A 25,042-nucleotide genomic window follows, 5' to 3' on the forward strand; every position below is an offset into this window, starting at 1 on the left:
TCAGCTTTCTTCGGTCACTTTTGCGGCGCGAACGACGTCGCCCCACTTCTTGTATTCGGCAGCCATGAAGGCCGCGAACTTGTCCACGGAGCCGCCGCCGTCCTCCACGCCGTATCCGTCGAAGCGGCTGACCACGTCGGGCATGGCCAGCACGCGGTTGATGTCGGCATTGATGCGCTGGGCCAGTTCCCTGGACATGTCGCGCGGGCCGACGACGCCGTACCAGCTCGATGCGTCAAAGCCCTTGAAGCCTTGCTCGTCCATGGTGGGCATGGCCGGGAATCCCTTGGCACGGTTCACGCGGGTCTGGGCGATGCCCAGCATTTTTCCTGCGCGGACCTGGGCAGTGGCGGCCGTCATGGTGTCGAAGCTGAAGTCGATCTGTCCTCCGATCAGGTCGGTCTGCATGGGGCCGGACCCTTTGTAGGGAACGTGGATGCTCTTGACACCTGCCGCCATGTTGAACATCTCGGCCGCAAGGTGCTGCACCGAACCTGTGCCAGAAGAGCCGAAGCTGACCTTGCCGGGGCTTTTGCGGCACAGCTCCACCACCTCCTGCACCGAGCCATGGCTGTTCCTGCTGCTGGTCACCAGGATGTGGGGCGTGGCGCCGATGAGGGCGATGGGCGCGTAGTCCTTGAGCGGGTCATAGGTGATGGACCTGAAGATCTGCGGCGAGATGGCATGGGTGTTCACATGGGCCATCAGCAGGTTGATGCCTTCGGTGAAGCGCGTCCTGGCGAAGTACTCGGCCGCCAGCGAGCCGGTGGCGCCGGGCTTGTTCTCCACGACCACGGGCCTGCCCCAGACCTCGGACAATTTCTGGCCCACGATGCGCGCGAACACATCGGTGCCGCCACCGGGCGCCCAGCCCACCAGGATCTTGACGGGGCCCTTGGGCAGGTCGGAGCCCGGGGGCGAGGCCCCTGCCCAGGGAGCGGCCAGCGCGGCGGCGCCGGCCGCGATGAAGTCGCGGCGTCTCATGTCTGTCTCCTGCACATCGTTGTTGTGCAGCCACTGTCGCCGCGCGCCGGATTCGCCGCAAGCCTGTGGAACGCATGCCTGGTTTCGCCATATGCGAAACCGTGACGCTCTCAGTTCGCCTCGGAGGCGGGATGCAGCAGCGCCGCCACCACGTTGTGCAACGCCTGTTGCTGTGCCTGCCCTTCGATGAAGGACAGCACATAGCTGCGCTCGTGCCAGTCGCCTTCCAGCGCGGCCCAGCCCAGCTCCGGCCCGGGGTGGAAGCTGCGCAGCACGCCTGGCGGCATCAGGCCCACGCCCAGGCCTTCGCGCACCAGGGCCAGCATGGTGTCGAAGCCGCTGACCGTGAAATCATTGCGGAACACCCTGCCCCGGCTGTGATGGGCACGGCGCAGGGCATTCAGGATGGCCGAGCCCCGGCCCAGGCTGACGATGCGGCACTCCAGCAGCCGGTCCAGCTCCACGGGCTGGTCGCCGAAGCTGAAATGCCTGCGGCTGTAGACCAGCACCAGGCTGTCGCGCCGGTAGTCGGCGCGCGGCAGGTCCACGAATCCGCTGGTTTTCTCGAAGATGCCGATGTCGATGACCTTGTCGCGCAGCAGTTGCTGGACGATGCGGCTGTTTTCTTCCATCACCTGCAGCGTGATGTGGGGATAGCGGCGCTGGGTGGCCGCGATGTCGGCGGCCAGGAACTGCAGGAGGGCCGACTTGGGCGCGCCGATGATGATGCGGCCGTCACGGCCGCGGCCCAGGGCCTCGGCATCGCCCTCCAGGCGATCGACCAGGTTGCCGATCTGACGGATATGGGCCAGCAGCTTGAGGCCGGGCTCGGTGGCCTGCACGCCATGGGGCTGTCGCTTGAACAGGCGCGTGCCGAGCTGGGCCTCCAGATCACTGAGCCGCCGCGAGGCCGCCGCCACCGCCAGCTGCAGCCGGTCGGCAGCGCGCGAGATGCTGCCCTCCTCGGCAATGGCCAGCACGAGCTGCACGGTGGTGGAGTCGATCTTCATCATGGCGGCGGCCTTCTCGTCTGGCTTCTCGTCTGGCTGGAGGGCGACGATTGTGCCGCAGCGCCCCGCTGCGTCCCACCGGCCCTTTCGTCAGGCTTTGCGCAGAGCCTTGGCCTGGCGGGCCAGCGCCGTGATGCGGCTCCAGTCGCCCTGCTCCAGCGCATCCGTGGGCACCAGCCAGGAGCCGCCCACGCAGACCACATTCTTCAGGGCCAGGAACTCCTGGGCATTGGCTGGCGACACGCCGCCCGTGGGGCAAAAGCGCACATCGCCGAACGGACCCTGCCAGGCCTTGAGCATGGCCGTGCCGCCCGCCTGCACGGCTGGGAAGAATTTCAGCTCGTTGAAGCCGTCGGCCTGGGCGGCCATGATCTCGCCGCTGGTGGCCACGCCGGGCAGCAGCGGCAACTGCAGGTCCTGGCAGGCCTGGCCCAGTGCGCTGGTGTAGCCGGGGCTCACGGCAAAGCGCGCGCCGGCATGGGCACAGGCGCGCGCATCGGCTGCGCTGCGCACGGTGCCGGCGCCGACGATGGCCTCGGGCACGGCGCGCGCAATGGCCTCGATGCTGGCCAGGCCCTGGGGCGTGCGCAGCGTGACTTCCAGCACGCGGATGCCGCCCGCGACCAGGGCCTGGGCCATGGGAACGGCATGCGCGAGGTCGTTGAGAACGATGACCGGGATGACCGGCGCGTCCTGCATGAGCTCCAAGGCCGTCAGTCGTTGATCCATGTGCAAGCTCCCTCTTCTGCGCTGAGCGCGTGGCGCCGGAATCCGGCAAACAGTTCGCGGCCGAAACCCCGGCCATTGGCTTGGCGCAGCGCCCGGGGCATGGTGGCCACCAGGCGTTGCTGCCATTCGGATTCATCGACCAGCACGGCCAGGGTGCCGGCCACGGCGTCCAGGCGCACCAGGTCGCCATCGCGCAGGCGCGCCAGCGGCCCGCCCACGCAGGCCTCGGGCGAGACGTGGATGGCGGCAGGCACCTTGCCCGAGGCGCCGCTCATGCGGCCGTCCGTGACCAGGGCCACCTTGTAGCCCTTGCCCTGCAGCACGGCCAGGGGCGGAGTGAGCTTGTGCAGCTCGGGCATGCCATTGGCGCGCGGCCCCTGCCAGCGCACTACGCAGATGACATCGCGGTCCAGTTCGCCGGCCTTGAAGGCCTGCTGCAGCGCTTCCTGAGAGTCGAAGACGCGTGCGGGCGCCTCGACCACATGGCGGTCCTCGGGCACGGCGCTGACCTTGATCACGCTGCGCCCCAGGTTGCCGGACAGCAGCTTGAGCCCGCCCGTGGCGCTGAAGGGCGCATTGGCCGGGCGCAGCACGGACAGGTCGCCGGAGACTTCGGCCGCGTGCCAGGCCAACTGGCCGTTGTCCACGGCCGGAATGCGCGCGAACTCCTGCAGGCCATCGGGCCGCACGGTGAGCACATCGCCATGCATGAGGCCGGCCTTGAGCAACTGGCCGATCACATAGCCCGGACCGCCTGCGGCCTGGAACTGGTTCACGTCGGCGCTGCCATTGGGATAGACGCGGGCCAGCAGCGGTACCACGCCCGAGAGCTCGGAAAAATCGTTCCAGTCGATGGTGATGCCCGCAGCGCGCGCCACCGCCACCCAGTGGATCAGGTGGTTGGTGGAGCCGCCCGTGGCCAGCAGGGCCACCATGGCGTTGACGATGCAGCGCTCGTCCACCACGCGGCCGATGGGGGCGAAGCGCTTGTTCCTGGTGATGGCCAGCACGCTGCGCATGGCCTCGCGCGTGAGCAGTTCGCGCTCGCCGTCGGCCGGGTTGATGAAGGCCGTGCCCGGCACGTGCAGGCCCATGGCCTCCAGCAGCATCTGGTTGCTGTTGGCCGTGCCGTAGAAGGTGCAGGTGCCTTCGCCATGGTAGGCAGCCGATTCGGCGGCCAGCAGCTCCTTGCGGCCGACCAGGCCCTGCGCGGCCTGTTCGCGCACCTTGGCCTTGTCGCCGTTGGACAGGCCCGAGGTCATGGGTCCGGCCGGCACGAAGACCGTGGGCAGGTGCCCGAAATGCAGGGCGCCGATCAAGAGGCCCGGCACGATCTTGTCGCAGATGCCCAGCATCAGCGCAGCGTCGAATACGTCGTGCGAGAGCGCGATGGCCGTGCCCATGGCAATGGCATCGCGGCTGAACAGGCTCAGCTCCATGCCGGGCGCGCCCTGAGTCACGCCGTCGCACATGGCGGGTACGCCGCCGGCGACCTGCGCCGTGGCGCCCAGCCTGCGCGCCTCGTCCTTGAGGATGTCGGGATAGCGGGCCAGCGGTGCGTGGGCCGACAGCACGTCGTTGTATGCGGTGACGATGGCGACGTTGGGCGCCTTCTCCTCGACGATGCGTATCCTGTCGCCACCTGGAATGCCCGCAAAGGCATGCGCCACGTTGGCACAGCCCATGGACTGCGCGCCGGGCGGGCGCGCGGCCATGGCGTCCACCTGTTCCAGGTAGGCGGCACGTGATTCGGCACTGCGCTCGCGGATGCGGCGCGTGACCTGGTCGACGATGGGGTGGATGGTGCTCATGGGGTGTCCTGCGGATGCGCTGATGCGCGTTTTCTCTGTGTCGCGTTGTCTTTTTGGTGGATGTCGGCCGGGGCATCCCTCCCAGGTGCGTCCGGCCCTGAATCGAAGCTTACTTCACTGCGCGCGCCTGCTTGACGGCGGCCTGTACCTCATCCCAGGTACCCTGGCCCACGGTCTTGGCAATGCCGGCATTGACCGTGGCGAGCTTGTCGCGCATGCGTCCCACCTCGGCGGCGGGCAGCTCGTTGACCTGCATGCCCTTGGTCTTGATATCGGCCAGGGCCTTGGCCGCTTCCTCGCGCGTGTCCTTGCGCTCGAACTCGCGGCTCTTGACGGCGGCGTCCTGCAGCACCTTCTTCTCGGCCGGTGTCAGCGTGTCCCACCACTTCTTGCTGACGGTGACGATCCAGGGGCTGTAGACGTGGTTGGAGATGGTCAGGTACTTCTGCACCTCGTAGAACTTGCTGGACAGCACGGTGTTGAACGGGTTTTCCTGGCCATCGACGGCCCGGGTTTCCAGCGCGGTGAACAGTTCGGAGAACGGCAGCGGCACGGCGTTGGCGCCCAGGGCCTTGAAGCTGTCGAGGAAGACGTTGTTCTGCATCACGCGCAGCTTCACGTCGGCCAGATCTTCCAGCTTGGCGATGGGGCGCTTGTTGTTGGTGAGGTTGCGGAAACCGTTCTCCCAGTAGACCAGGCCCACCATGCCCTTGGGCTCCAGCGTGGCCTTGACCTTCTCGCCCACGGGGCCGTCGAGCACGGCGTCGGCCTCCTTGGTGCTGCTGAACAGGAACGGCGTGTCCCAGACCGCCATCTCGGGCGACAGGCCGACCAGGGTGGCGGTGGAGCCGACCATCATCTCCTGGGCACCGCCGATCAGCGCCTGCTGCATCTGCGTGTCCGATCCCAGCGAGGCATTGCCGATGGCGCGCACCTTCATCTTGCCGCCCGTGGCCTTTTCGACCTCCTTGGCAAAGAAGCGCGCCGCGCGGCCCTGGTTGGAGTCATCGACCAGGCCGTAGCCGAAGCGCACGATGCGCGGCTTGAAGTCCTGGGCCATGGCCTGGCCCGTGGCGGCCAGCGTGGTGATGGCGGCCATCAGGCCGGCGAGTGCAAAGGGAATACGCATGTTCATCTCCTTGGGTTGTAGTGGGGGGTCAGTGCATCCAGCGCAGAGGGGCCAGGATGATTTGCGGAAAAATCACGAAAAGCACGGCAAGCAGCACATAGACCATCAGGAACGGGTTCGTGCCCTTGATCACGGTCTCCATGCGCAGCCGGCCCACGCCGGCAATCACGTTCTGCACCGTTCCCACGGGCGGCGTGATCAGGCCGATGCAGCCCACGTAGATGAACATGAAGCCGAAGTAGATGGGGTCGATGCCCGCCTTGACGGCCAGCGGCGCGCACACGGGGCCGAAGATCAGGATGGTCGGCGTCAGGTCCATGGCCGTGCCCACCACCAGCAGGAACAGCATCATCGTGGCCATGAACAGCATGGGGTTGCCCAGCAGGCCGGAAAAGCTGTCGGCCAGCATGTTGGGCAGGTCGGCCAGGGTGATCATGTAGGCCGTCACCGTGGCGGCGCCACACAGCAGCATGACCACGGCCGTGGTCTTGGCGGCGGCCAGGAACACGGCGTACAGACTGCTCCATGTCATCTCGCGGTAGATCACCATGGACACGAACAGCGCGTAGACGGCTGCGACCACGGCCGCCTCGGTGGGTGTGAACACGCCGCCCTTGAGGCCGCCCAGGATGATGACCGGCATCATCATCGCCCAGAAGCTCTTGGCCAGTGCCTTCAGACGCGGGCCCCAGGCCATGCGTTCGCCGCGCGACAGGTCGAACTTGCGGGCGATGGACCACCAGGCAAAGATCAGGAAGACGCCCATGATCAGGCCCGGCACCACGCCCGACAGGAACAGCTTGCTGATCGAGGTGTTGGTCGTCACGCCGTAGATCACGAAGGGCATGGACGGCGGAATGATGGGCGCAATGATGCCGCCCGAGGCCAGCAGGCCCGCGCTGTAGCTGTCGGGGTACTTTTGCTCGCGCATCATGGGCAGCAGGATGGTGGCCAGGGCGGCGGTATCGGCAATGGCCGAGCCGCTCATCGAGGCCAGCAGCACGGCGGCGCCAATGGCCACGTAGCCCAGGCCGCCACGGATATGGCCCACATAGGCGCGCGCCAGGTCGATGATGCGGCGCGACAGGCCACCCGCGTTCATCAGCTCACCCGCCAGGATGAAGAAAGGCACGGCCAGCAGCGGGAAGTTGTCGAAGCCGGCCTGCAGGTTCTGTGCAAGCAGCTGCGAGTCGAAGAAGTCCAGATGCCACATCAGCGCCACGCCGGTCAACACCAGCGCCTGGGCAATGGGCATGCCGATCACCATGCCGCCGATCAGCACGGCCAGAAAGATCAGGGTCACAACCATGGTGCCTGCTCCTTACTCGACCGAAGTCTCGCCATGGTTTTCTGCCGGCGCGCCGCGGCGCAGGTCGCGCAGCGACACCAACAGCAGGCCCACGGCCAGCACCAGGGTGGCCGCAGCGCCCAGGGCCAGCGGGTAGCCCAGCACCGTGCTGTAGCTGTTCAGCCCGGCCTGCACCTGGGCCCATGAGCCCCACAGCAGCAGGCCCATGCAGACCAGAACCAGCGCCTGCGACACCCAGAACAACACCTTGCGCGCGCCAGGGCCCACGCGGGATGTCACAAGGTCGAAGCCCAGGTGGCTGCCCTCGAAAGCGGCCACGATGGCCCCAATGGCCACCAGCCAGACGAAGAGCAGGCGCGAGATTTCCTCATAGGAAACGATGCTGGTGTGAAACACATAGCGCAGCACCACGTTGACGAACACGGCAATGACCATGCCGGCCAGGGCCAGCACCATCAGCACCTCGGCAAAGTGCTGCAGGCGCGGCTTGGGCCGGACTGCGGGGGAATCGGATTGCATGGTTTTTGTCTCCTGGCGTTATGGGTTCTGGGAGAGAGGGGCGGCCTGCGGCGCCGGATGGACCAGCCAGTCCTGTGCGCGGTGCACGATGTCGGCCAGCGGCAGCGTGGCGTCCACGGACAGCACGGCGCGCTCGCCTGCCGGGCTTTCCAGCGTGGCGAACTGGTTGGCCACCAGCTCGGGCGAGAAGAAGTGGCCGGCGCGCTCCTGCACGCGCTGCAGCGCCGTGCCGTAGTCCAGGTCCAGAAAAACGAAGCCCACGGCGCCGGCCGGGCCGGCGGCACGCAGGCGGTCACGGTACTTGCGCTTGAGGGCCGAGCAGGTCAGCACCACGCCCTGCCCCGGCATGGCCTGGGCCAGCAGCCGTGCCAGCCGGTCCAGCCAGCCGCTGCGGTCGTCGTCGGTCAGGGGGATGCCAGCCTGCATCTTGCGGATGCTTTCCTCGGCATGGTGGGCATCGCCCTCGTGCAGGGTCCAGCCCAGGGCATCAGCCAGGGCCTGCCCCACGCTCGACTTGCCGCAGCCGGAAACGCCCATGACGACCAGCGCCCGTGGGCGGCTGCCTGCGGCGGTGGCGTCGGTTGTTGTTGGGATAGCGCTATCCATGTTCTTGCAAAAATTGGCAGACCAGGGTCTGCCTTGGATTTCGGTGTGCTTCAGAGGCCTTCGTCCGGGTTTACACGCAGGACTGCGGGCCTTCGAATGATTGGGATAGCGCTATCATAATCTCCAACCCTCTCGCCACCGACCTAGGACATTCCCTTGGCCCGCCAGATTCCGCCTGCATCTCCAGAATCGTCCTGCGCCGATCCTTCCGATCCGGCCCTGCCCGCCACGGGCCGCGCCCGCTCCTCGCGGGCCAGCGGACGCATCACGCTCAGCGATGTGGCACAGGCTGCCGGCGTCAGCCCCATGACGGTCTCACGGGCCCTGCGCGGCGAGCGGCGCGTGGACCCGGCCCTGGTCGAGAAAATCCGCGCCGCCGCCGCGCGCATGGGCTACGTGCCCGACCCTGCCGCGCGCGCTTTGGCCTCCCAGAAAAGCGCCCAGGTGCTGGTGCTGGTGCCCATGCTGTCCAACACCTTGTTCGTGGACCTGATCGAGTCTGTGCACAAGGTGCTGTTCGCCGCCGGCTACCACGCGCTGATCGGCGTGACCCACTATGACCGGGCCGAAGAGGAGCAACTGCTGCGCACTTACCTGCCCATGCGCCCTGCCGGCCTGCTGCTCACCGGCTTTGACCGCAGTCCCGCTGCGCGCGAACTCGTGCAGGCCAGCAAGGTGCCCTGCGTGCACCTGATGGAGCTGGGCGGCGAGCCGGGCACGCCCAGCGTGGGGTTTTCGCAGGCCGAAGCCGGAGCCGCCATCACGTGGCATCTGATGGAGCGCGGGCACAAGCGCATTGCCTTTTGCGCAGGCCAGCTCGATGCCCGCGTGATGCAGCGCGCCTCTGGCTACCGCCAGGCCCTGCAGGATGCGGGCCTGCACGACCCGGCCCTGGAACTGCTGTGGCCCCGCCCCACTTCGATGGCGCTGGGCGCCGAGCTGCTGGACGCCGCCCTGCGGCTGGCTCCATCCGTCGATGCCCTCTTCTTCTGCAACGATGACATCGCCCAGGGCGCCCTGCTCGAAGCCCTGCGCCGCGGCATCCGCGTGCCGCAGCAGATCGCCATCGCCGGCTTCAACGACCTGCCCGGCAGCGACCAGATGGTGCCGCCACTGACCACCATCCGCACGCCGCGCGGCCATATCGGAACCGAAGGCGCGCGCATGCTGCTGCAATTGATGCGCGGCGAGGCCTTGCCATTGCACAGCCTGGATCTGGGATATGAGCTGGTGGTGCGGCAAAGCAGTTGAAGCGACAGTGGAAATGAAAAGGCCGGGTCTGCTGCCCGGCCTTTTCTCTGGTCGACGCCTGCTGCGCAGGAATCACGCGGATATCACTCGAATTCCAGGATCACATCATCCACGGCCAGCGAGTCGCCCTTGCCGGCGCTGATCTTGCTGACCACACCGTCCTGCGACGCGAACAGGATGTTTTCCATCTTCATGGCCTCGATCACGGCCAGCTTTTCGCCGGCCTGCACCTTCTGGCCCGGCTGCACGGCCACGTCCACCAGCAGGCCCGGCATGGGCGACAGCAGGAACCTGGACAGGTCCGGCGGTGCCTTGTAGGGCATGAGCCGGTGCAGTTCGCCGCCGTGCGGCGACAGCACCAGGGCGTCGATCTGCGTGCCGTTGTGGATGACGCGCAGGGCCAGCGGGTTCCTGGCCGTGCCGCGCTCGACCTGCGCTGTGAAAGGCTTGCCGTTGCAGCTGCCCTGCACGCACATGGCGCGCATCGGCGTCTCGCTGCGGAAGGTGTAGGGCTTGCCGTCCACGGTGACGGTGCTGGCGCGGCTTTCCGCGTCGAAGTCGGAAACCTGCACCTCGCGGTACTGGTGCTTGCCATCGGCCCCCAGCACGACCACGCAGTAGTCGGCCGAGACCTTGAGCTCATGACCGCGCATCTGGCCGCTGATGGTGGCGGCGCGCGCGCGGTAGCGGCGGTTCATGTGGCCTGCCAGGGCGACCAGGAAGTCGGGGTCGCCGTGCGGCACATCCTCGGCGTGGAAGCCGTGGGCGTAGTGCTCGGCAATGAATCCGGTGTTGAACTCGCCGCTCTTGAACTTGGGATGGGCCAGCAGCGCGGCCTGGAACGGGATGTTGGAGCTGATGCCCCGGATCACGAAGGCGTTGAGCGCCTCGCGCATCTTGGCGATGGCGTCGTTGCGGTCGCTGCCGTGCACGATGAGCTTGGCGATCATCGAGTCGTAGAACATCGGGATTTCGCCGCCTTCATACACGCCCGTATCCACGCGCACGCCGTGCAGGTGGCCGGTGTCGGCCTGCCACATGGTCTGCTCGGGCGGCGAAAAGCGCACCAGGCGGCCGGTGGACGGCAGGAAGTTGCGGAACGGGTCCTCGGCGTTGATGCGGCACTCGATGGCCCAGCCATCGCGCTTGACGTCTTCCTGCGCGATGGCCAGCTTCTCGCCAGCGGCCACGCGGATCATCTGCTCGACCAGATCCAGGCCGGTGATGCACTCGGTCACCGGATGCTCCACCTGCAGGCGGGTGTTCATTTCCAGGAAGTAGAAATCCTGGTCCTTGCCCACCACGAACTCCACCGTGCCCGCGCTCTGGTAGCCCACGGCCTTGGCCAGGGCCACGGCCTGCTCTCCCATGGCGCGGCGCGTGGCATCGCTGATGAAGGGGGACGGCGCCTCTTCGATCACCTTCTGGTGCCGGCGCTGGATGGAGCATTCGCGCTCGTTCAGGTAGATCACGTTGCCGTGGCCGTCGCCCAGCACCTGGATCTCGATGTGGCGCGGCTCCTGCACGAACTTCTCGATGAAGATGCGGTCGTCGCCGAAGCTGTTGCGTGCCTCGTTCTGGCAGCTGGCAAAGCCCTCGAAGGCTTCCTTGTCGTTGTAGGCCACGCGCAGGCCCTTGCCGCCGCCGCCGGCGCTGGCCTTGATCATCACGGGGTAGCCAATGCCCTTGGCGATTTCCACGGCGGCCTCGGGGCCGGCGATGGGATCGTTGTAGCCGGGGATGGTGCTCACGCCGGCCTTGTCGGCCAGCTTCTTGGAGGCGATCTTGTCGCCCATGGCCGCAATGGCCGCGTGCTTGGGGCCGATGAAGGTGATGCCCTCTTCCTCCACGCGCCGGGCGAAGGCCTCGTTCTCGGACAGGAAGCCGTAGCCCGGGTGCACGGCCTGGGCGCCGGTCTGCTTGCAGGCGGCAATGATGCGGTCGGCCTGCAGGTAGGACTCGCGGCTGGGAGCGGCACCGATGTGCACGGCCTCGTCGGCCAGCTTGACGTGGCGTGCCTCGCGGTCCGCATCGGAGTACACCGCCACGGTCTGTATGCCCATCTTGCGGGCGGTGGCGATGACGCGGCAGGCAATCTCGCCGCGGTTGGCAATCAGGATCTTCTTGAACATCTTCTTAGCCCATTCTTGGAACTAAATCATGGGAACCGGAGCTGTCGTCAGCTTCGCTGTCCCTGTTTTGCGCTTCGCCAGCACTGTCAGTAACCGGCGCGACCAACGCGAGGGACACCGAGGAAGGGCCGCCCCGCACCGAGGGTGTCGTCCCCCTCCCTCGCGAAGCGAGTTAGAGAGGGGGAAGCGGCGGAGCCGCTCAGGGGGTGCTTCACAAGGGGATGTTTCCATGCTTGCGCCACGGATTTTCCAGCTGCTTGTTCTTGAGCATCTGCAGCGAGCGGCAGATGCGCTTGCGCGTCTCGTGCGGCTGGATCACGTCGTCGATGAAGCCGCGCGCGCCCGCCACGAAGGGGTTGGCGAAGCGGGCCTTGTACTCGGCCTCGCGCGCGGCCAGCTTGGCGGGGTCGTTCTTGTCCTCGCGGAAGATGATCTCCACGGCGCCCTTGGCGCCCATCACGGCGATCTCGGCATGGGGCCAGGCCAGGTTGACGTCGCCGCGCAGGTGCTTGGAGGCCATCACGTCATAGGCGCCGCCGTAGGCCTTGCGCGTGATGACGGTGATCTTGGGCACCGTGGCCTCGGCATAGGCGTACAGCAGCTTGGCGCCGTGCTTGATGATGCCGCCGTACTCCTGGCTGGTGCCGGGCATGAAGCCGGGCACGTCCACGAAGGTGACCACGGGGATGTTGAAGGCATCGCAGAAACGCACGAAGCGCGCGGCCTTGATGGAGCTCTTGATGTCCAGGCAGCCGGCCAGCACCAGGGGCTGGTTGGCGACGATGCCCACGGTCTGCCCGTCCATGCGCGCAAAGCCCGTGAGGATGTTCTTGGCGTAGTCGGGCTGCAACTCGAAGAAGTCGCCGTCGTCCACGGTCTTGAGGATCAGCTCCTTCATGTCGTAGGGCTTGTTGGCGTTGTCGGGCACCAGGGTATCCAGCGACTTGTCGGCGCGGTCCACGGGGTCCGAGGTGTAGCGCACGGGCGCCTTCTCGCGGTTGTTCAGCGGCAGGTAGTTGTAGAGGCGGCGCAGCATCATCAGCGCCTCCACGTCGTTGTCGAAGGCCATGTCGGCCACGCCGCTGCGCGTGGTGTGGGTGATGGCGCCGCCCAGCTCCTCGGCCGTGACCTCCTCGTGCGTCACGGTCTTCACCACTTCGGGGCCGGTGACGAACATGTAGCTGCTGTCCTTGACCATGAAGATGAAGTCGGTCATGGCCGGCGAGTACACGGCGCCGCCCGCGCAGGGGCCCATGATCATGGAGATCTGCGGCACCACGCCGCTGGCCAGCACGTTCTTCTGGAACACGTCGGCATAGCCGCCCAGCGAGGCCACGCCTTCCTGGATGCGGGCGCCGCCCGAGTCGTTGAGGCCGATCACGGGGGCGCCGACCTTCATGGCCTGGTCCATGACCTTGCAGATCTTCTCGGCATGGGTCTCGGACAGCGCACCGCCGAAGACGGTGAAGTCCTGGCTGAAGACGAAGACCAGGCGGCCGTTGATCATGCCGTAGCCGGTGACCACGCCGTCGCCGGGGATCTTGCTGTCTTCCATGCCGAAGTCGGTGCAGCGGTGCTCGACGAACATGTCCCATTCCTCGAAGGTGCCGTCGTCCAGCAGCAGCTCGATGCGCTCTCGCGCCGTGAGCTTGCCCTTCTTGTGCTGTGCATCTATGCGCTTTTGGCCGCCACCCAGGCGGGCCTGTTCGCGCTTTGTCTCCAGTTGATCCAGGATGTCTTGCATGCTGCGATTCCTCTAACGTCTAACGGTAAGGTTTGTCTGGTCTTGTCTTGTCGGCCGTCACTGCGGCGCCGCCACGGGGCCTGCCTGCGCCTGCAGCAGATTTCTGGCGGCCGTGCTGGCCGCGATGCGCCCTGCTGCCACGTCGGCCTGCAGCTGGGGCAGCAGCGCCCGCACCTGCGGATGCTGCCGGAAGGCCTGCTTGAGGCCGGAGTCGATGCGCTCCCACATCCAGGACAGCGCCTGGCGTTCGCGGCGCAGCGCCAGGCGCCCGTTGGCCTGCTGCAGGCGGCGGAATTCCTCCACCGCACCCCAGAAACCTTCAACGCCCTCCTTCTTGAGCGCGCTGATGGTGATGACCTGGGGCTGCCAAAGGCGCTCGTCGTGGTGGGCATGCTCGGGGTTGCCGTGCATGCCCAGCAGGCGCAGGCTGGAGGTGATCTGGGCCTGGGCGCGCGTGGCGGCATGCGGGTCGATGTCGGCCTTGTTGATGACCACCAGGTCGGCCAGCTCCATCACGCCCTTCTTGATGGCCTGCAGGTCGTCGCCCGCATTGGGCAGTTGCAGCAGGCAGAACATGTCGCACATGCCCTGCACGGCGATCTCGCTCTGGCCCACGCCCACGGTCTCGACGATGACCACATCGTAGCCAGCCGCCTCGCAGACCAGCATGGCCTCGCGGGTTTTCTCGGCCACGCCGCCCAGTGTGCCGCTGCTGGGGCTGGGGCGGATGTAGGCATCCGGATGAACGGACAACTGCTCCATGCGCGTCTTGTCGCCCAGGATGGAGCCGCCCGACACGGTGGACGATGGGTCGATGGCCAGCACCGCCACGCGAAGGCCGCGCCCAATCAGGAACAGGCCCAGCGTCTCGATGAAGGTGCTCTTGCCCACGCCCGGCACGCCGCTGATGCCCAGGCGGAAAGATCCGCCCGTATGCGGCAGCAGGGCCGTGAGCAGCCCATCGGCCGCAGCGCGGTGATCCGTGCGCGTGGATTCCAAAAGGGTGATGGCCTTGGCCATCGCCCGGCGCTGAACGGCAGGGTTGCCGTTCAGGATGCCGTCTTGCATTTGCTCGGGAGTCACTGCGGCGGGCTCAGAGGCTGTTGGCCTGGCGGATCTGCTCGAGCACGTCCTTGGCGCTGGCCGGGATGGGTGTGCCCGGGCCATAGACGCCCTTGACGCCGGCGTTGTAGAGGAAGTCGTAGTCCTGCGCGGGAATCACGCCGCCCACGAAGACGATGATGTCGTCCGCGCCCTGGCGGCGCAGTTCCTCGATGATGGCCGGCACCAGGGTCTTGTGGCCTGCCGCCAGCGTGGACACGCCCACGGCGTGCACGTCGTTCTCGATGGCCTGGCGCGCGCATTCCTCGGGCGTCTGGAACAGCGGGCCCATGTCCACGTCGAAGCCCAGGTCGGCAAAGGCCGTGGCCACCACCTTGGCGCCGCGGTCATGGCCGTCCTGGCCCAGCTTGGCGATCATCACGCGCGGGCGGCGGCCCAATTGCTCGGACGATGCGTCGATTTCGCCCTTGAGCTTTTCCCAGCCTTCGGCCGAGTCGTAGGCTGCTGCATACACGCCGGTCACCTTTTGCGTATCGGCGCGGTGGCGCCCGAAAACCTTCTCCAGTGCATCCGAGACCTCGCCCACCGTGGCGCGCAGGCGCACGGCCTGGATGGACAGGTCCAGCAGGTTGCCCTCGCCGCTTTCGGCGGCCTGGGTCAGGGCCTGAAGGGCGGCCTCGACCTTGGCGGCATCGCGGCTGGCCTTGATCTGGTTCAGGCGCGCGATCTGGCTGTCGCGCACCTTGACGTTGTCCACCTCGAGGATGTCGATGGCGTCTTCCTTGGCCAGCTTGTACTTGTTGACGCCGACGATGACATCCTTGCCCGAGTCGATGCGCGCCTGCTTCTCGGCGGCGGCGGCCTCGATCTTGAGCTTGGCCCAGCCCGAATCCACGGCGGCGGTCATGCCGCCCATGGCCTCGACCTCCTCGATGATCTTCCAGGCGGCGTCGGCCATGTCCTGGGTCAGCTTTTCCATCATGTAGCTGCCGGCCCAGGGGTCGATCACATTGGTGATGTGGGTCTCTTCCTGGATGATCAGCTGCGTGTTGCGCGCAATGCGGGCCGAGAACTCGGTGGGCAGCGCGATGGCTTCGTCAAAGCTGTTGGTGTGCAGGCTCTGCGTGCCGCCGAAGACGGCGGCCATGGCCTCGATGGTGGTGCGCACCACGTTGTTGTAGGGGTCCTGCTCGGTCAGCGACCAGCCCGAAGTCTGGCAGTGCGTGCGCAGCATCAGGCTCTTGGCCTTCTTGGCGCCGAAACCCTTCATGATGCGGCACCACAGCAGGCGGGCCGCGCGCATCTTGGCGATTTCCAGGTAGAAATTCATGCCGATGGCCCAGAAGAAGGACAGCCGGCCCGCGAAATCGTCCACATCCATGCCCTTGGCCGTGGCGGTCTTCACGTACTCCTTGCCGTCGGCCAGCGTGAAGGCCAGTTCCAGCGCCTGGTTGGCGCCCGCCTCCTGCATGTGATAGCCCGAGATCGAGATCGAGTTGAACTTGGGCATGTTCCGGCTCGTGTACTCGATGATGTCGCCGATGATGCGCATCGACGGCTGGGGCGGGTAGATATAGGTGTTGCGGACCATGAACTCCTTGAGGATGTCGTTCTGTATGGTCCCCGACAGCTGGTCCTGGGCCACGCCCTGCTCCTCGGCCGCCACCACGTAGCCGGCCAGCACGGGCAGCACGGCGCCGTTCATGGTCATGGACACGCTGATCTTGTCCAGCGGGATCTGGTCGAACAGCACCTTCATGTCCTCGACCGAATCGATGGCCACGCCGGCCTTGCCCACGTCGCCCGTCACACGCGGATGGTCGCTGTCGTAGCCCCGGTGCGTGGCCAGGTCGAAAGCCACCGACACGCCCTGCCCGCCGGCGGCCAGCGCCTTGCGGTAGAAGGCATTGGATTCCTCGGCCGTGGAAAAGCCCGCGTACTGGCGAATGGTCCAGGGCCGGCCCGCGTACATGGTGGCCTGGGGGCCGCGGATGTAGGGCTCGAAGCCTGGCAGGCTATCCGTATGGGGCAGATCCGCCGTGTCGGCCGCCGTGTATAGCGGCTTGACGTCGATGCCGTCGGGCGTGGTCCAGTGCAGGGCCTGGATGTCGCCCCCTGGAGCGGCCTTGGCGGCCGCCTGGGCCCATTTCTGCAGGTCGGCAGTTGCGAATTCCTGGCCGTTCTGCGCTGTCGGATGGTCTTGTCTCATGTTCTCAGGCTCGTGAATGACAGGTGCCCTTGAGGGCATGCCCCAGAGCTGCCGCAGTTTACATCATTCATAATTATTCATTCAAAATATCTTTGCCGATACAATCCGGGCCACATGTCGACAAACACCCTCACTCCCCGCGCGCTCTACGAACAGGTGGCAGAGAAGCTGCGCCTGCGCATCTTCGCGCACGAACTGGCGCCTGGTGACTGGATCGACGAACTGAAGATTGCCGAGGAATACGGCATCAGCCGCACCCCGCTGCGCGAGGCCCTGAAGGTGCTGGCCGCCGAGGGCCTGGTCACCATGAAGGTGCGCCGCGGCGCCTATGTGACCGAGGTATCGTCCAAGGACATTGCCGATGTCTATCACCTGCTGAGCCTGCTGGAATCCGATGCCGTGCAGGTCGTGGCCGAATCGGGCAGCGATGAGGAACTTGCCGCCCTGCAGCAGACCCATGAGGAACTCAAGGCGCAGATGCGCGATGCAGACCGCTTCTTCGAGCTCAACGAGAGCTTTCACATGCAGCTGCTGCAGATCGCCGACAACCGCTGGCGCAACCAGCTGGTGGCCGACCTGCGCAAGGTCATGAAGCTCAACCGCCACAAGTCGCTGTTCAAGCAGGGCCGCATCGAGGATTCGCTGGCCGAGCACGAGACCGTCATGCAGGCCCTGTTGCGCCGCGATGGCGCGGCCGCCGCGCAGGCCATGCGTCAGCACTTCAGGAACGGTCTGGCTGCAGCGTCCTGAACTCGGGTTCATCTGAACCCTGGCTGGCTGGGCAACAGTGGCGACGTAGGCGGGCATGCGGCTCCTGGTTCGCTTCAGGCGCATCGCCCGAGAACGCTGCAGTGCAGCATAAACCTCGCCGCCAACTCCGCACATGTCCGAAGCTGACGCCGGGGCCTGCGGCAACCGGCAGCTATCATCAGCGGCACCATCCACTTCGGTCCGCACCTCTTCGCATGAGCATCCAAGATCCAGCCCGCGCCCCTTCCCTGGCCATGAGCCTGCCAGCCGATGCCAGCATGGCCACGGCCGCCACCCTGGTGGAAATGCTGGCCCTGCGCGTGCAGCAGACGCCCGCAGGCGAGGCCTATCGGGCCTATGACGAGGATGCGCGCAGCTGGAAGTCCCTGAACTGGGCGCAGACCGGCGAGCGCGTGGCCCTGTGGGCGCAGGCCCTGGCCGCGCAGGAACTGGCACCGGGCTCGCGCATTGCCATTCTTTTGCCCAACGGGCTGGATGCCATGTCCATCGACCTGGCCAGCCTGCGCTGCGGCCATGTGCCGGTGCCCCTGCATTCCATAGACAACGCAGGCAGCATTGCCTACATCCTGGCCAATGCCCAGGTGTCCATGCTGTTCGTGGCACAGCAATCCACCTGGGACAAGATCTGCGCCACGGGCCAGGCCCTGCCCGCGCTGCGCAAGGTGGTCGTGGCATCGGCCAAGCCGGCTTCCCGGGCCGCAGAGCCTGACACCGAAGGCGATGCCGCCGTCCTGGAGGCCCTGCGGCAGATCCGCGTGCAACCGCTGGCCCAATGGCTGGATGAAGGCGGCGCAGTCCCCCTGCCCCCGCCTCCCTCTGCCGAGGACCTGGCCGCCGTCGTCTACACCTCGGGCACCACGGGCAAGCCCAAGGGCGTGATGCTCACGCACCGCAACGTGGTCTCCAACGTACAGGCCGTGATGCAGCGGCTGCTGCCGCGCAGCGATGATGTTTTCCTGTCCTTCCTGCCGCTGTCGCACACCTTCGAGCGCACGGCAGGCTACTACCTGGCGATGGCCGTGGGCGCCTGCGTGGCCTATGCGCGCTCCGTGGCCCAGCTGGCCGAGGATCTCAAGACCCAGCGTCCCACGGTGCTGGTCTCCGTGCCGCGCATCTACGAGCGCTTGCACGCCAAGGTCATGGAGGCGCTGGCCCGTGCCCCGCTCAAGGCCCAGCTGTTCGAACTGGCCCAGGCCAGGGGCTGGCAACGCTTTTGTGAAATACAAGGCATTGCCGATGCGCAGGCGCCCCAGCCCGACGTGCCGGGCTGGATGCAATGGCTGCCCTGGCCCGTGCTCAACCATCTGGTGGCCAAGCCGCTGCTGGCCCAGTTTGGCGGGCGTGTGCGCGTGGCCGTGAGCGGTGGCGCGCCGCTGTCGCCCACGATTGCGCGCTGTTTTCTCGGCCTGGGCCTGCCGCTGATCCAGGGCTACGGAATGACCGAGACCTCGCCCGTGGTCTGCGCCAACACGCTGGAGGACAACCACCCGGCCACCGTGGGCCGCGCCCTGCCGGGCGTGGAAGTGCGCATTGGCGAGAATCGGGAACTGCAGGTGCGCGGGCCCTGCGTGATGCGGGGCTACTGGCAACGCCCCGAAGACACCGCCAAGACCTTCACAGACGACGGCTGGCTGCGCACCGGCGACCAGGCCGTGATCGAGGATGGGCGCGTGCGCATCCAGGGCCGCATCAAGGAAATCATCGTCACCTCCACCGGCGAGAAGATTCCACCGGCCGACCTGGAGCTGGCCATCACCGGCGACCCGTTCTTCACCCAGGTCTTTGTCGTGGGCGAAGACCGCCCCTTCATCGCCGCCGTGGCCGTCATCGAGCGTGGTGAATGGCAGGCCATGGCCCAGCGCCTGGGCCTGGATCCCGAAGATCCCAAGAGCCTGAACCACGCCGCCGCCGAGCGTGAAGCGCTGGCCCGCATCGAGAAACAGGTGGCCAGCTTTGCCCGCTATGCGGTCCCCCGTGCCGTGCACCTGGAACTGGAGCCCTGGACCATTGAGAACGGGCTGATGACGCCCACCCTCAAGCTCAAGCGCAACAACCTCATGGCGCGGTTTGAATCGCAGATTGCCGCCATGTACACCAAGCCCGCCGAGCGCTGGCAAGGCCGCAACAGCGCGGGGTGACCCCCAGCCCTTGACAAGCCGCCGCCGGAAAACGGCGGCTTTCCTTACCTCTGATTTGAAAATTGATTTATGTAAGTTACATTGAATTGATAAGAAGGAAGGCAAGAGCGCCCTGTCCGCGCTCTTGCCTTGCCCGCTTCAGGCAGCGGCCAATGCCCTGCCGGCGGGCGCCATGCCGATCTCCTTGAACTCGCTGATCCTGAACGTGGCCACCGCCTGGGCCAGCACGCGGGCCTGTCGCTCCAGGCTGGCAGCTGCGGCGGCAGACTCTTCCACCAGGGCAGCGTTTTGCTGCGTGACCTGGTCCATCTGGGAGACCGCCTCGCTGATCTGTCCCAGGCCGCCGCTTTGCTCCACGCTGGCGGCCGAGATGGCCTCAATCAACGACGCCACCTCGCGCACCTGGGATTCGATGGCGTCCATGGCCTTGCCGGCTTCCCGGACCTGGTTGCCGCCCATTCGCACCGTCTCGGTGGAGGCCGTGATCAGCGCCTTGATTTCACGCGCCGCTGCGGCGCTGCGTTGGGCCAGGGAGCGCACTTCTCCGGCCACCACGGCAAACCCCCTGCCCTGCTCGCCCGCCCGCGCGGCCTCCACCGCTGCGTTGAGCGCCAGGATATTCGTCTGGAAGGCGATGGAATCGATGACGCCCGTGATCTCGGCAATCTTTCCGCTGCTGGCCGAGATTTCGTCCATGGTGCCCACGACCCTGGCGACAGCGCCGCCGCCCACGCCCGCCACCTCCTTGGCGCGCACGGCCAGGGCGCTGGCCTGCCGCGCATTCTCCGAACTCTGGCCCACATTGCCTGCCAGCTGCTCCATGGAGGCCGCCGTCTCCTGAAGGCTGGAGGCCTGGTGTTCGGTGCGGCTGCTCAGGTCCTGGTTGCCTGCGGCGATCTGGCTGGATGCCGTGGTCACCGACTCCACCCCGCGCCGCACATCGCCAACGATGCTGGCCAGCGATTCGCGCATGGCGCTCATGGAGCGCAGCAGGTCGCCGACTTCGTCGCGCCCCGTGGCCTGGATCTCGGAAGCCAGATCGCCCTGCTCGATGTGCCGGGCCACCTCCACGGCGGACTTCAGGGGAACGGTGATTGAGCGCGTGACCACATAGCCCAGCGCCACGGCGAGGATGACAGCGGCCGCGACAAAGCCGTAGATCAGCATCTGCGACTGCGCCAGAACCTGGCGGGAGTCCGCATACACATCCTCGGATGCCTTGAGCTGCAGCTCCACCAGTTCGCCGATCTTGGCGCTGATGGGGTCTACGCTGGCATACAGCGCGCCATCGAACTCGTCCAAGCTGCCGGCCCTTTTTCCATCCAGCGTCTTGAGCCGCTGCAGCAGCCGGTCGATGCTCTGGTTGGCAGGTGCGAACAGCGCCTGCGCCTGGCTGGCCAGCACGGCCTCCTGCGAGGTCAGCTGTGTGGACGAATAGCTGCGCCAGGCCGCGTCGATCGCGGGCAGCGTGCCGGAAATGCTCGCCGCTGCCTCCTGCGCCGTGATCAGGCCGGCATTCGCCTTGTTGACCGTATCTATGACGTTGACGGCGTAGGCGTCCGCAATCTGCTTGAGCTGCTTGAGCGGAACCACGCGGTCCTGGTACATGGTCTGCGTGCCCGAGAACACATGGCCCAGCGCCCTTGCGCCGACGGCGCCCACGGCCATCAGGCAGATCAGCAGAACAAGAAAAACACCGGTAAGCCGGGTACCGATACGCACATCGCCGAGTTTTTTCATCGCAGATCCCTCTGTCCCCGTGACGCCATCGGTATAGGCCATCGCTATCGCATCCCGGCAGTCACATTGCTTGCCTTATCGGTAGCAACCGCCGGTTTCTTGAGAGTCAAAAATCAATAAGTTCCATAGGAGTTGCGACGCTCGCGGCTACCGCCCCGCAGGCAAGCCCCCTTCCCCATCCGTGTTGCAGAGCCAACCCTCTTAAAGTTCGAACAGCATTTCATGTAAGTTACATTGAATGCCTTGAAAAACGGCCCGTGAAAACACGGGCCATCTCACTGGATCAGACGTAGACGTCGACCACGCCGCCCAGCCCGGGCGCCTTGCCGCCCTTCGATGGGGATTGCGATGGCGCCTCGGCGGCCTGCTGCTGCTCGCGCTGCTTGTCGAGCTGGGCCTGCTGCCTGGCGCGCATCAGCGCCTCGATCTGGTTTTGCACCATCATGATCTGCGTCTGCAGCAGCTTGGACTTCTGTTGCTTGGCCTTGGCGTCGATGTTCTCGGAGGCCACTTCCTTGAGCGCCTGCTGCAGCTCCTTGAGCTTGCGCTGCAACGCAGCGATGTCATTGCCGCCGGAGGATGAAGCGGCTCCCGAGGCGGAAGCCGAGGTGGAGGATGAGACTTGCATGCCCCCTACATCGACCACTGGCGGGCGAACTGAAGGCCCAAAACGCCCCGCCCCACCCGCCATCACCCCAGCCAGTGCCGCAGCGCACCCGCCGACGCAATGCCGATCAGCACCGTCGGCAGAATGGGCAGCCGGCTGGCCGCCACCAGCGTCACCACCAGGGCCAGCAGATCGGCCGGACGCTCGGACACAAACGCCGGGGCAATCACCGAGATCAGCACGCAGCCCGGCAGGCTTTCCATCACGTACTGCATGCGCGGGCTCAGCGTGCGCCCGCGCAGCAGCAGGTAGCCGATCACCCGCGTGAAATACGTGCTGCACGCCATGAGCACCAGCGTCAGCAAGGTTGTGGCTTCCATCGCTCAGCTCCTGGGCGCCAGCAAGGCCGCGCAGATCAGGCCCGAAACAGCGCCGGCCGCCACATACCAGGCGCCAGGCACCAGCTTGTAGACCACAGCCGCCGTCACCAGGCTCACCAGCCAGGGCCGGCAAGGCCTGACGCCCTTCCACATGCCGCGCAGCAGCACCAGAAACACGGCGGTGAACGCCATGTCGAAGCCGTACTGCTCCAGGTCGCCAAAGCGCGGCCCCAGAAAGGCACCGGCCGCCGTGCACGACACCCAGGCCATGTACAGGCCTGCCGACACGCCCATGTAGTAAGGCAGGCTCACGCGCCGCGCGGCACTGCGCTGGGCGTCTGCCAGGGCCAACGCCCAGCTTTCGTCGCACATGAAGAACAGGGCCGGCAGCGCACGGCGCCTGGGCAGATGGCGCAGATAGGGCGCCAGCGCCGCACCCATCAGGATGTGCCGGCAATTGACCAGAAATGACATGGCGACGATCAGCAGCACATGCGGCGGCGAGGTCCACAGCCGTATGGCCGTGAACTCCGAGCCGCCGCCGAAGTTCATCCCGGTCATGAGAGGAACTTCCAGCGGTGCAAGCCCCTTTTGCACGGCCTGGGCGCCCAGCACCAGGGCAAAGGGCACGAAACCCAGCATCACGGGAATCGCATCCCTGAAGCCACGAAAGGCCTCGGAACTGCGGGAGACGGAATCTGCCGAAACGGCAGCGGGGGAAAGTGGAATGGATGAAGACATGGAGAGCGGCGATTGTCGGCCTGCGCAGCTGGAATTTGCTGCCGATTCATGCTTTCACCAGCCATTTCACGGACGTTTATGCCGATTTATTCGATCAACTTGAAATAATCTGCCGCACAAGCGCCCCACAAGCGCCGCTCAACCCATTTCCATGGCTGGCGGCGCTCCTCGGACGGCCGCGCCTGCCCTCCTGACATTTCACGAAACCCAACGGCCATTGGCTCCCGCCATGCTGCAGTGCGTCGCAAACGGCTGTGCCGGCTAGGGCGGCAGCGGGACCATGAAGCCCTCATCACTTCGCTTCACCTGAAAGGTTCCCCATGCGCACTTCCCACTTCACCCGCTTCATCGCACTGGCCGTCCTCAGCCTGGGCCTGGCCGGCACCGCCCTCGCCCAGGAAGCCACGCCCTCGTCCACTGCTGCCCCCACCGACCTCAGCCGCGCCCAGGTGCTGGCCGACCTGGAAATGTGGCACCGCGCCGGACTCACCTATGTCTCGGACCGCGAGATCGATGTCCGCTCCACCGAATACCAGCGCGGCCTGGAGCGTTACCAGCAGTTGCGCGCCAGCCCCGCCTACCGCGAGGCCGTGGCCAGACTGGAGAAAGGGCATGCGGTGGCTCAAGACAAGTGAGCGTTGGGGTGACGCGAGGCGCGAGATACTGTGCAGTTTCCCCACCTGCGAGCATCGCCCCTCACTCCATGAATATCCGCATAGTCAACGGCGACCTTCTGGACCAGGACGTTGAGGTCATCGTCAACTCATGGAATAGAAACATCATTCCCTGGTGGCTGTTGATCCCCCAAGGCGTGTCCAGCGCAATCAAGCGCAAGGGTGGACTGCAGCCATTCCTGGAGGTTGCGCGGGCCGGCCCAATTCCTCTGGGCGATGCCGTCCTGACATCTGCCGGCAGACTGCCTTTCAAAGGCATCATCCATGTGGCGGGTATCAATCTTCTTTGGAGGGCGTCACAACTCTCCATTGAGAAGTCCACACAGTCGGCCCTTCAACTCGTCAACGATCACGGCTTCAAATCCGTAGCCTTTCCCCTGATCGGTTGCGGATCTGGAGGCTTCAATGAAGACACTGCCATCCGCATGATGAAGAACACCATTGCCCAAGTCGAAACGAGGGCAGCGGTTGTGCTGGTCGTTTTTGGCAAGGCACGATAGTTGTTGTAACGGTCGAAGCTCGGATACCGCAGGTCGAACTTCACCGCCTGCGCATAGCTGGGGCCGCTGACGATTCGGCCGTAGCCACGGTCGCCCGTGGTGGGACGCACTTCCCCAAACCCTGAGATCAGCCACTGCCAGGCCACCTGCCCCTGCTGGTTGGTCAGGCGCCTGGGGGTGTTCAGGTGGTCCGTGTGGATGGCGTATAGGCGGCCGTTGATTTCTGCCGCAATGGGCATGGGACCACTGGCCGGGGGCTATTCTGTCAACGCTGTGCGGGTAACTTGCTGGCCCAGCATCACACCGCCTCTGCTAAGGCTCTTCAGACATTATTAAGCGGCGTTCTTGCTCGAAAATATCCCATGCAAATTGTTCTTGCTCTAAAAGAGAATCAAGAAATCCAGCCTCTTGCCAGGCCTTTGGCGAAATTCCTATAGCAGAGCTCTCATGAATCCATACAGTCCAATTTGTTGGAACAACAGTGCTAATAATCTTAAAGCACTCTGCTTGATAACTACCAAATATAGGACGTCCTCCATTATTCTCAGAAGTTACAATATTAAAACTACGTCGACCATGCGGATCAATAAAAATTGACAAAACCTGATAAACAGAGTTTAGCTTCAACCAAGGCGAGGACAAAACCTCATTTCCCTCAGTGTCGAGCAATTTAATACATTGAACCTTCATTTTAATGCTCCAGAATAATTATTAAATATAGCTTTATAATCCAAGTAATAAAACACTTCCCCAGTTCCAGGATTCATATAGATCGGGGCCGCCTGCACATACCGCCCCATAGCCGCATCGTAGTACCGGTGCAGGTTATACAACAGCCCCGTCTCTTCATCAAACACTTGGCCCGGATACCGCAGGTCGAACTTCACCGCCTGCGCATAGCTGGGGCCGCTGACGGTCTGGCCGTAGCCACGGTCGCCCGTGGTGGGACGCACCTCGCCCCCCCGAGATCGGCCATCGCCAGGCCACCTGCCCCTA

The 25,042-nt window shown here is 65.6% G+C and carries 24 protein-coding genes and 1 pseudogene; 6 read left to right on the forward strand and 19 right to left on the reverse strand.

The window, feature by feature from the left end:
* The 8 genes from ACF8LI_RS22030 to ACF8LI_RS22065 all read right to left on the reverse strand — a co-directional run bounded on the left by ACF8LI_RS22030 (position 1) and on the right by ACF8LI_RS22065 (position 8,097).
* A complete protein-coding gene (locus ACF8LI_RS22030) occupies positions 1–984 on the reverse strand; it encodes a tripartite tricarboxylate transporter substrate binding protein (protein ID WP_133073876.1) in 984 nt (327 codons plus the stop codon).
* Between the two features lie 110 nt (positions 985–1,094).
* Positions 1,095–1,997, reverse strand: coding sequence for a LysR family transcriptional regulator (locus ACF8LI_RS22035; RefSeq protein WP_289241152.1), 903 nt, complete (start codon positions 1,995–1,997; stop codon positions 1,095–1,097).
* Between the two features lie 87 nt (positions 1,998–2,084).
* Positions 2,085–2,723 (reverse strand): bifunctional 4-hydroxy-2-oxoglutarate aldolase/2-dehydro-3-deoxy-phosphogluconate aldolase, encoded by a 639-nt coding sequence (locus ACF8LI_RS22040; protein WP_016446061.1) that lies wholly within the window; start codon positions 2,721–2,723, stop codon positions 2,085–2,087.
* Positions 2,708–4,534, reverse strand: coding sequence for a phosphogluconate dehydratase (edd, locus tag ACF8LI_RS22045; RefSeq protein ID WP_374008310.1), 1,827 nt, complete (start codon positions 4,532–4,534; stop codon positions 2,708–2,710). The genes ACF8LI_RS22040 and edd overlap by 16 nt, the downstream gene beginning before the upstream one ends.
* Before the next feature lie 109 nt (positions 4,535–4,643).
* Entirely contained in the window at positions 4,644–5,663 is a 1,020-nt protein-coding gene (locus ACF8LI_RS22050) for a TRAP transporter substrate-binding protein (protein WP_016453430.1), read from the reverse strand.
* Positions 5,664–5,691: 28 nt separating this feature from the next.
* The gene (locus ACF8LI_RS22055; RefSeq protein ID WP_392414123.1) at positions 5,692–6,972 is read right to left on the reverse strand and encodes a TRAP transporter large permease; all 1,281 of its coding nucleotides are present in this window, start codon (positions 6,970–6,972) and stop codon (positions 5,692–5,694) included.
* A gap of 12 nt (positions 6,973–6,984) precedes the next feature.
* The gene (locus tag ACF8LI_RS22060) at positions 6,985–7,491 is read right to left on the reverse strand and encodes a TRAP transporter small permease (RefSeq protein WP_016446057.1); all 507 of its coding nucleotides are present in this window, start codon (positions 7,489–7,491) and stop codon (positions 6,985–6,987) included.
* 18 nt (positions 7,492–7,509) lie between these two features.
* A complete protein-coding gene (locus ACF8LI_RS22065) occupies positions 7,510–8,097 on the reverse strand; it encodes a gluconokinase (protein ID WP_370690597.1) in 588 nt (195 codons plus the stop codon).
* Positions 8,098–8,253: 156 nt separating this feature from the next.
* Between ACF8LI_RS22065 and ACF8LI_RS22070 the strand changes: the two genes are divergently transcribed.
* Complete coding sequence (locus ACF8LI_RS22070; protein WP_392414124.1) at positions 8,254–9,348, forward strand: LacI family DNA-binding transcriptional regulator; 1,095 nt, start codon at positions 8,254–8,256, stop codon at positions 9,346–9,348.
* 83 nt (positions 9,349–9,431) lie between these two features.
* Here ACF8LI_RS22070 and ACF8LI_RS22075 read toward each other — a convergent pair whose 3' ends face one another.
* From ACF8LI_RS22075 to scpA, 4 genes are all read right to left on the reverse strand, one after another.
* Positions 9,432–11,480: an acetyl-CoA carboxylase biotin carboxylase subunit gene (locus tag ACF8LI_RS22075; RefSeq protein ID WP_392414126.1), complete on the reverse strand. Its 2,049-nt coding sequence runs from the start codon at positions 11,478–11,480 to the stop codon at positions 9,432–9,434.
* Positions 11,481–11,691: 211 nt separating this feature from the next.
* Positions 11,692–13,224 (reverse strand): acyl-CoA carboxylase subunit beta, encoded by a 1,533-nt coding sequence (locus ACF8LI_RS22080; protein WP_016446053.1) that lies wholly within the window; start codon positions 13,222–13,224, stop codon positions 11,692–11,694.
* 57 nt (positions 13,225–13,281) lie between these two features.
* Entirely contained in the window at positions 13,282–14,292 is a 1,011-nt protein-coding gene (gene meaB / locus ACF8LI_RS22085; RefSeq protein WP_016446052.1) for a methylmalonyl Co-A mutase-associated GTPase MeaB, read from the reverse strand.
* Between the two features lie 25 nt (positions 14,293–14,317).
* On the reverse strand, positions 14,318–16,495 hold the full coding sequence (gene scpA / locus ACF8LI_RS22090; protein WP_047475081.1) for a methylmalonyl-CoA mutase: 2,178 nt from the start codon (positions 16,493–16,495) through the stop codon (positions 14,318–14,320).
* A 114-nt stretch (positions 16,496–16,609) separates the two neighbouring features.
* Here scpA and ACF8LI_RS22095 point away from each other — a divergent pair, with 114 nt between their 5' ends.
* Positions 16,610–17,245 (forward strand): GntR family transcriptional regulator, encoded by a 636-nt coding sequence (locus ACF8LI_RS22095; protein ID WP_016446050.1) that lies wholly within the window; start codon positions 16,610–16,612, stop codon positions 17,243–17,245.
* Positions 17,246–17,460: 215 nt separating this feature from the next.
* Positions 17,461–19,404 carry an AMP-dependent synthetase/ligase gene (locus ACF8LI_RS22100; protein ID WP_392414127.1) on the forward strand — a complete coding sequence of 648 codons (1,944 nt, stop codon included), beginning with the start codon at positions 17,461–17,463 and terminating at the stop codon, positions 19,402–19,404.
* A 138-nt stretch (positions 19,405–19,542) separates the two neighbouring features.
* Here the strand turns inward: ACF8LI_RS22100 and ACF8LI_RS22105 are convergent, their stop codons facing one another.
* From ACF8LI_RS22105 to ACF8LI_RS22120, 4 genes are all read right to left on the reverse strand, one after another.
* Complete coding sequence (locus tag ACF8LI_RS22105; protein ID WP_046238556.1) at positions 19,543–21,144, reverse strand: methyl-accepting chemotaxis protein; 1,602 nt, start codon at positions 21,142–21,144, stop codon at positions 19,543–19,545.
* Positions 21,145–21,427: 283 nt separating this feature from the next.
* The gene (locus ACF8LI_RS22110; protein WP_016446047.1) at positions 21,428–21,772 is read right to left on the reverse strand and encodes a FlxA-like family protein; all 345 of its coding nucleotides are present in this window, start codon (positions 21,770–21,772) and stop codon (positions 21,428–21,430) included.
* 62 nt (positions 21,773–21,834) lie between these two features.
* A complete protein-coding gene (locus ACF8LI_RS22115; protein WP_012205574.1) occupies positions 21,835–22,131 on the reverse strand; it encodes an AzlD family protein in 297 nt (98 codons plus the stop codon).
* A 3-nt stretch (positions 22,132–22,134) separates the two neighbouring features.
* Positions 22,135–22,872 carry an AzlC family ABC transporter permease gene (locus ACF8LI_RS22120; protein ID WP_392414128.1) on the reverse strand — a complete coding sequence of 246 codons (738 nt, stop codon included), beginning with the start codon at positions 22,870–22,872 and terminating at the stop codon, positions 22,135–22,137.
* Between ACF8LI_RS22120 and ACF8LI_RS22125 the strand changes: the two genes are divergently transcribed.
* The 3 genes from ACF8LI_RS22125 to ACF8LI_RS22135 all read left to right on the forward strand — a co-directional run bounded on the left by ACF8LI_RS22125 (position 22,863) and on the right by ACF8LI_RS22135 (position 24,046).
* A complete protein-coding gene (locus ACF8LI_RS22125; RefSeq protein WP_392414129.1) occupies positions 22,863–23,066 on the forward strand; it encodes a hypothetical protein in 204 nt (67 codons plus the stop codon). The genes ACF8LI_RS22120 and ACF8LI_RS22125 overlap by 10 nt on opposite strands.
* A 126-nt stretch (positions 23,067–23,192) precedes the next feature.
* Positions 23,193–23,507 carry a DUF4148 domain-containing protein gene (locus tag ACF8LI_RS22130; RefSeq protein WP_126312282.1) on the forward strand — a complete coding sequence of 105 codons (315 nt, stop codon included), beginning with the start codon at positions 23,193–23,195 and terminating at the stop codon, positions 23,505–23,507.
* A 68-nt stretch (positions 23,508–23,575) separates the two neighbouring features.
* Positions 23,576–24,046, forward strand: coding sequence for a macro domain-containing protein (locus ACF8LI_RS22135; RefSeq protein ID WP_392414130.1), 471 nt, complete (start codon positions 23,576–23,578; stop codon positions 24,044–24,046).
* A gap of 116 nt (positions 24,047–24,162) precedes the next feature.
* On the opposite strand, the pseudogene ACF8LI_RS22140 reads toward ACF8LI_RS22135, so the two are convergent.
* The 3 genes and pseudogenes from ACF8LI_RS22140 to ACF8LI_RS22150 form a co-directional block, all read right to left on the reverse strand.
* Positions 24,163–24,285 (reverse strand): annotated as a pseudogene (locus ACF8LI_RS22140) (RHS domain-containing protein); the annotation flags it as partial.
* A gap of 73 nt (positions 24,286–24,358) precedes the next feature.
* Positions 24,359–24,736: a hypothetical protein gene (locus tag ACF8LI_RS22145; protein ID WP_139223895.1), complete on the reverse strand. Its 378-nt coding sequence runs from the start codon at positions 24,734–24,736 to the stop codon at positions 24,359–24,361.
* Positions 24,733–24,999, reverse strand: coding sequence for an RHS repeat-associated core domain-containing protein (locus ACF8LI_RS22150; protein ID WP_392414131.1), 267 nt, complete (start codon positions 24,997–24,999; stop codon positions 24,733–24,735). Before ACF8LI_RS22150 ends, ACF8LI_RS22145 begins: the two co-directional genes overlap by 4 nt.
* Positions 25,000–25,042 lie beyond the last annotated feature (43 nt).

It is taken from the genome of Delftia sp. WSY_12 (genome assembly GCF_043104645.1).
GTDB lineage: Bacteria > Pseudomonadota > Gammaproteobacteria > Burkholderiales > Burkholderiaceae_C > Comamonas > Comamonas tsuruhatensis.

Excerpts from the sequence above, each read along its gene's own strand:
- ACF8LI_RS22060 (WP_016446057.1), bottom strand. The coding sequence starts at position 7,491 with ATGCAATCCGATTCCCCCGCAGTCCGGCCCAAGCCGCGCCTGCAGCAC.
- ACF8LI_RS22125 (WP_392414129.1), top strand. The coding sequence starts at position 22,863 with ATGAAGACATGGAGAGCGGCGATTGTCGGCCTGCGCAGCTGGAATTTG.
- ACF8LI_RS22120 (WP_392414128.1), bottom strand. The coding sequence starts at position 22,872 with ATGTCTTCATCCATTCCACTTTCCCCCGCTGCCGTTTCGGCAGATTCC.
- ACF8LI_RS22050 (WP_016453430.1), bottom strand. The coding sequence starts at position 5,663 with ATGCGTATTCCCTTTGCACTCGCCGGCCTGATGGCCGCCATCACCACG.
- ACF8LI_RS22145 (WP_139223895.1), bottom strand. The coding sequence starts at position 24,736 with ATGAAGGTTCAATGTATTAAATTGCTCGACACTGAGGGAAATGAGGTT.
- ACF8LI_RS22075 (WP_392414126.1), bottom strand. The coding sequence starts at position 11,480 with ATGTTCAAGAAGATCCTGATTGCCAACCGCGGCGAGATTGCCTGCCGC.
- ACF8LI_RS22040 (WP_016446061.1), bottom strand. The coding sequence starts at position 2,723 with ATGGATCAACGACTGACGGCCTTGGAGCTCATGCAGGACGCGCCGGTC.
- ACF8LI_RS22095 (WP_016446050.1), top strand. The coding sequence starts at position 16,610 with ATGTCGACAAACACCCTCACTCCCCGCGCGCTCTACGAACAGGTGGCA.
- ACF8LI_RS22065 (WP_370690597.1), bottom strand. The coding sequence starts at position 8,097 with ATGGATAGCGCTATCCCAACAACAACCGACGCCACCGCCGCAGGCAGC.
- edd (WP_374008310.1), bottom strand. The coding sequence starts at position 4,534 with ATGAGCACCATCCACCCCATCGTCGACCAGGTCACGCGCCGCATCCGC.
- ACF8LI_RS22030 (WP_133073876.1), bottom strand. The coding sequence starts at position 984 with ATGAGACGCCGCGACTTCATCGCGGCCGGCGCCGCCGCGCTGGCCGCT.
- scpA (WP_047475081.1), bottom strand. The coding sequence starts at position 16,495 with ATGAGACAAGACCATCCGACAGCGCAGAACGGCCAGGAATTCGCAACT.
- ACF8LI_RS22100 (WP_392414127.1), top strand. The coding sequence starts at position 17,461 with ATGAGCATCCAAGATCCAGCCCGCGCCCCTTCCCTGGCCATGAGCCTG.
- ACF8LI_RS22080 (WP_016446053.1), bottom strand. The coding sequence starts at position 13,224 with ATGCAAGACATCCTGGATCAACTGGAGACAAAGCGCGAACAGGCCCGC.
- ACF8LI_RS22105 (WP_046238556.1), bottom strand. The coding sequence starts at position 21,144 with ATGAAAAAACTCGGCGATGTGCGTATCGGTACCCGGCTTACCGGTGTT.
- meaB (WP_016446052.1), bottom strand. The coding sequence starts at position 14,292 with ATGCAAGACGGCATCCTGAACGGCAACCCTGCCGTTCAGCGCCGGGCG.
- ACF8LI_RS22115 (WP_012205574.1), bottom strand. The coding sequence starts at position 22,131 with ATGGAAGCCACAACCTTGCTGACGCTGGTGCTCATGGCGTGCAGCACG.
- ACF8LI_RS22055 (WP_392414123.1), bottom strand. The coding sequence starts at position 6,972 with ATGGTTGTGACCCTGATCTTTCTGGCCGTGCTGATCGGCGGCATGGTG.
- ACF8LI_RS22130 (WP_126312282.1), top strand. The coding sequence starts at position 23,193 with ATGCGCACTTCCCACTTCACCCGCTTCATCGCACTGGCCGTCCTCAGC.
- ACF8LI_RS22110 (WP_016446047.1), bottom strand. The coding sequence starts at position 21,772 with ATGCAAGTCTCATCCTCCACCTCGGCTTCCGCCTCGGGAGCCGCTTCA.
- ACF8LI_RS22135 (WP_392414130.1), top strand. The coding sequence starts at position 23,576 with ATGAATATCCGCATAGTCAACGGCGACCTTCTGGACCAGGACGTTGAG.
- ACF8LI_RS22035 (WP_289241152.1), bottom strand. The coding sequence starts at position 1,997 with ATGATGAAGATCGACTCCACCACCGTGCAGCTCGTGCTGGCCATTGCC.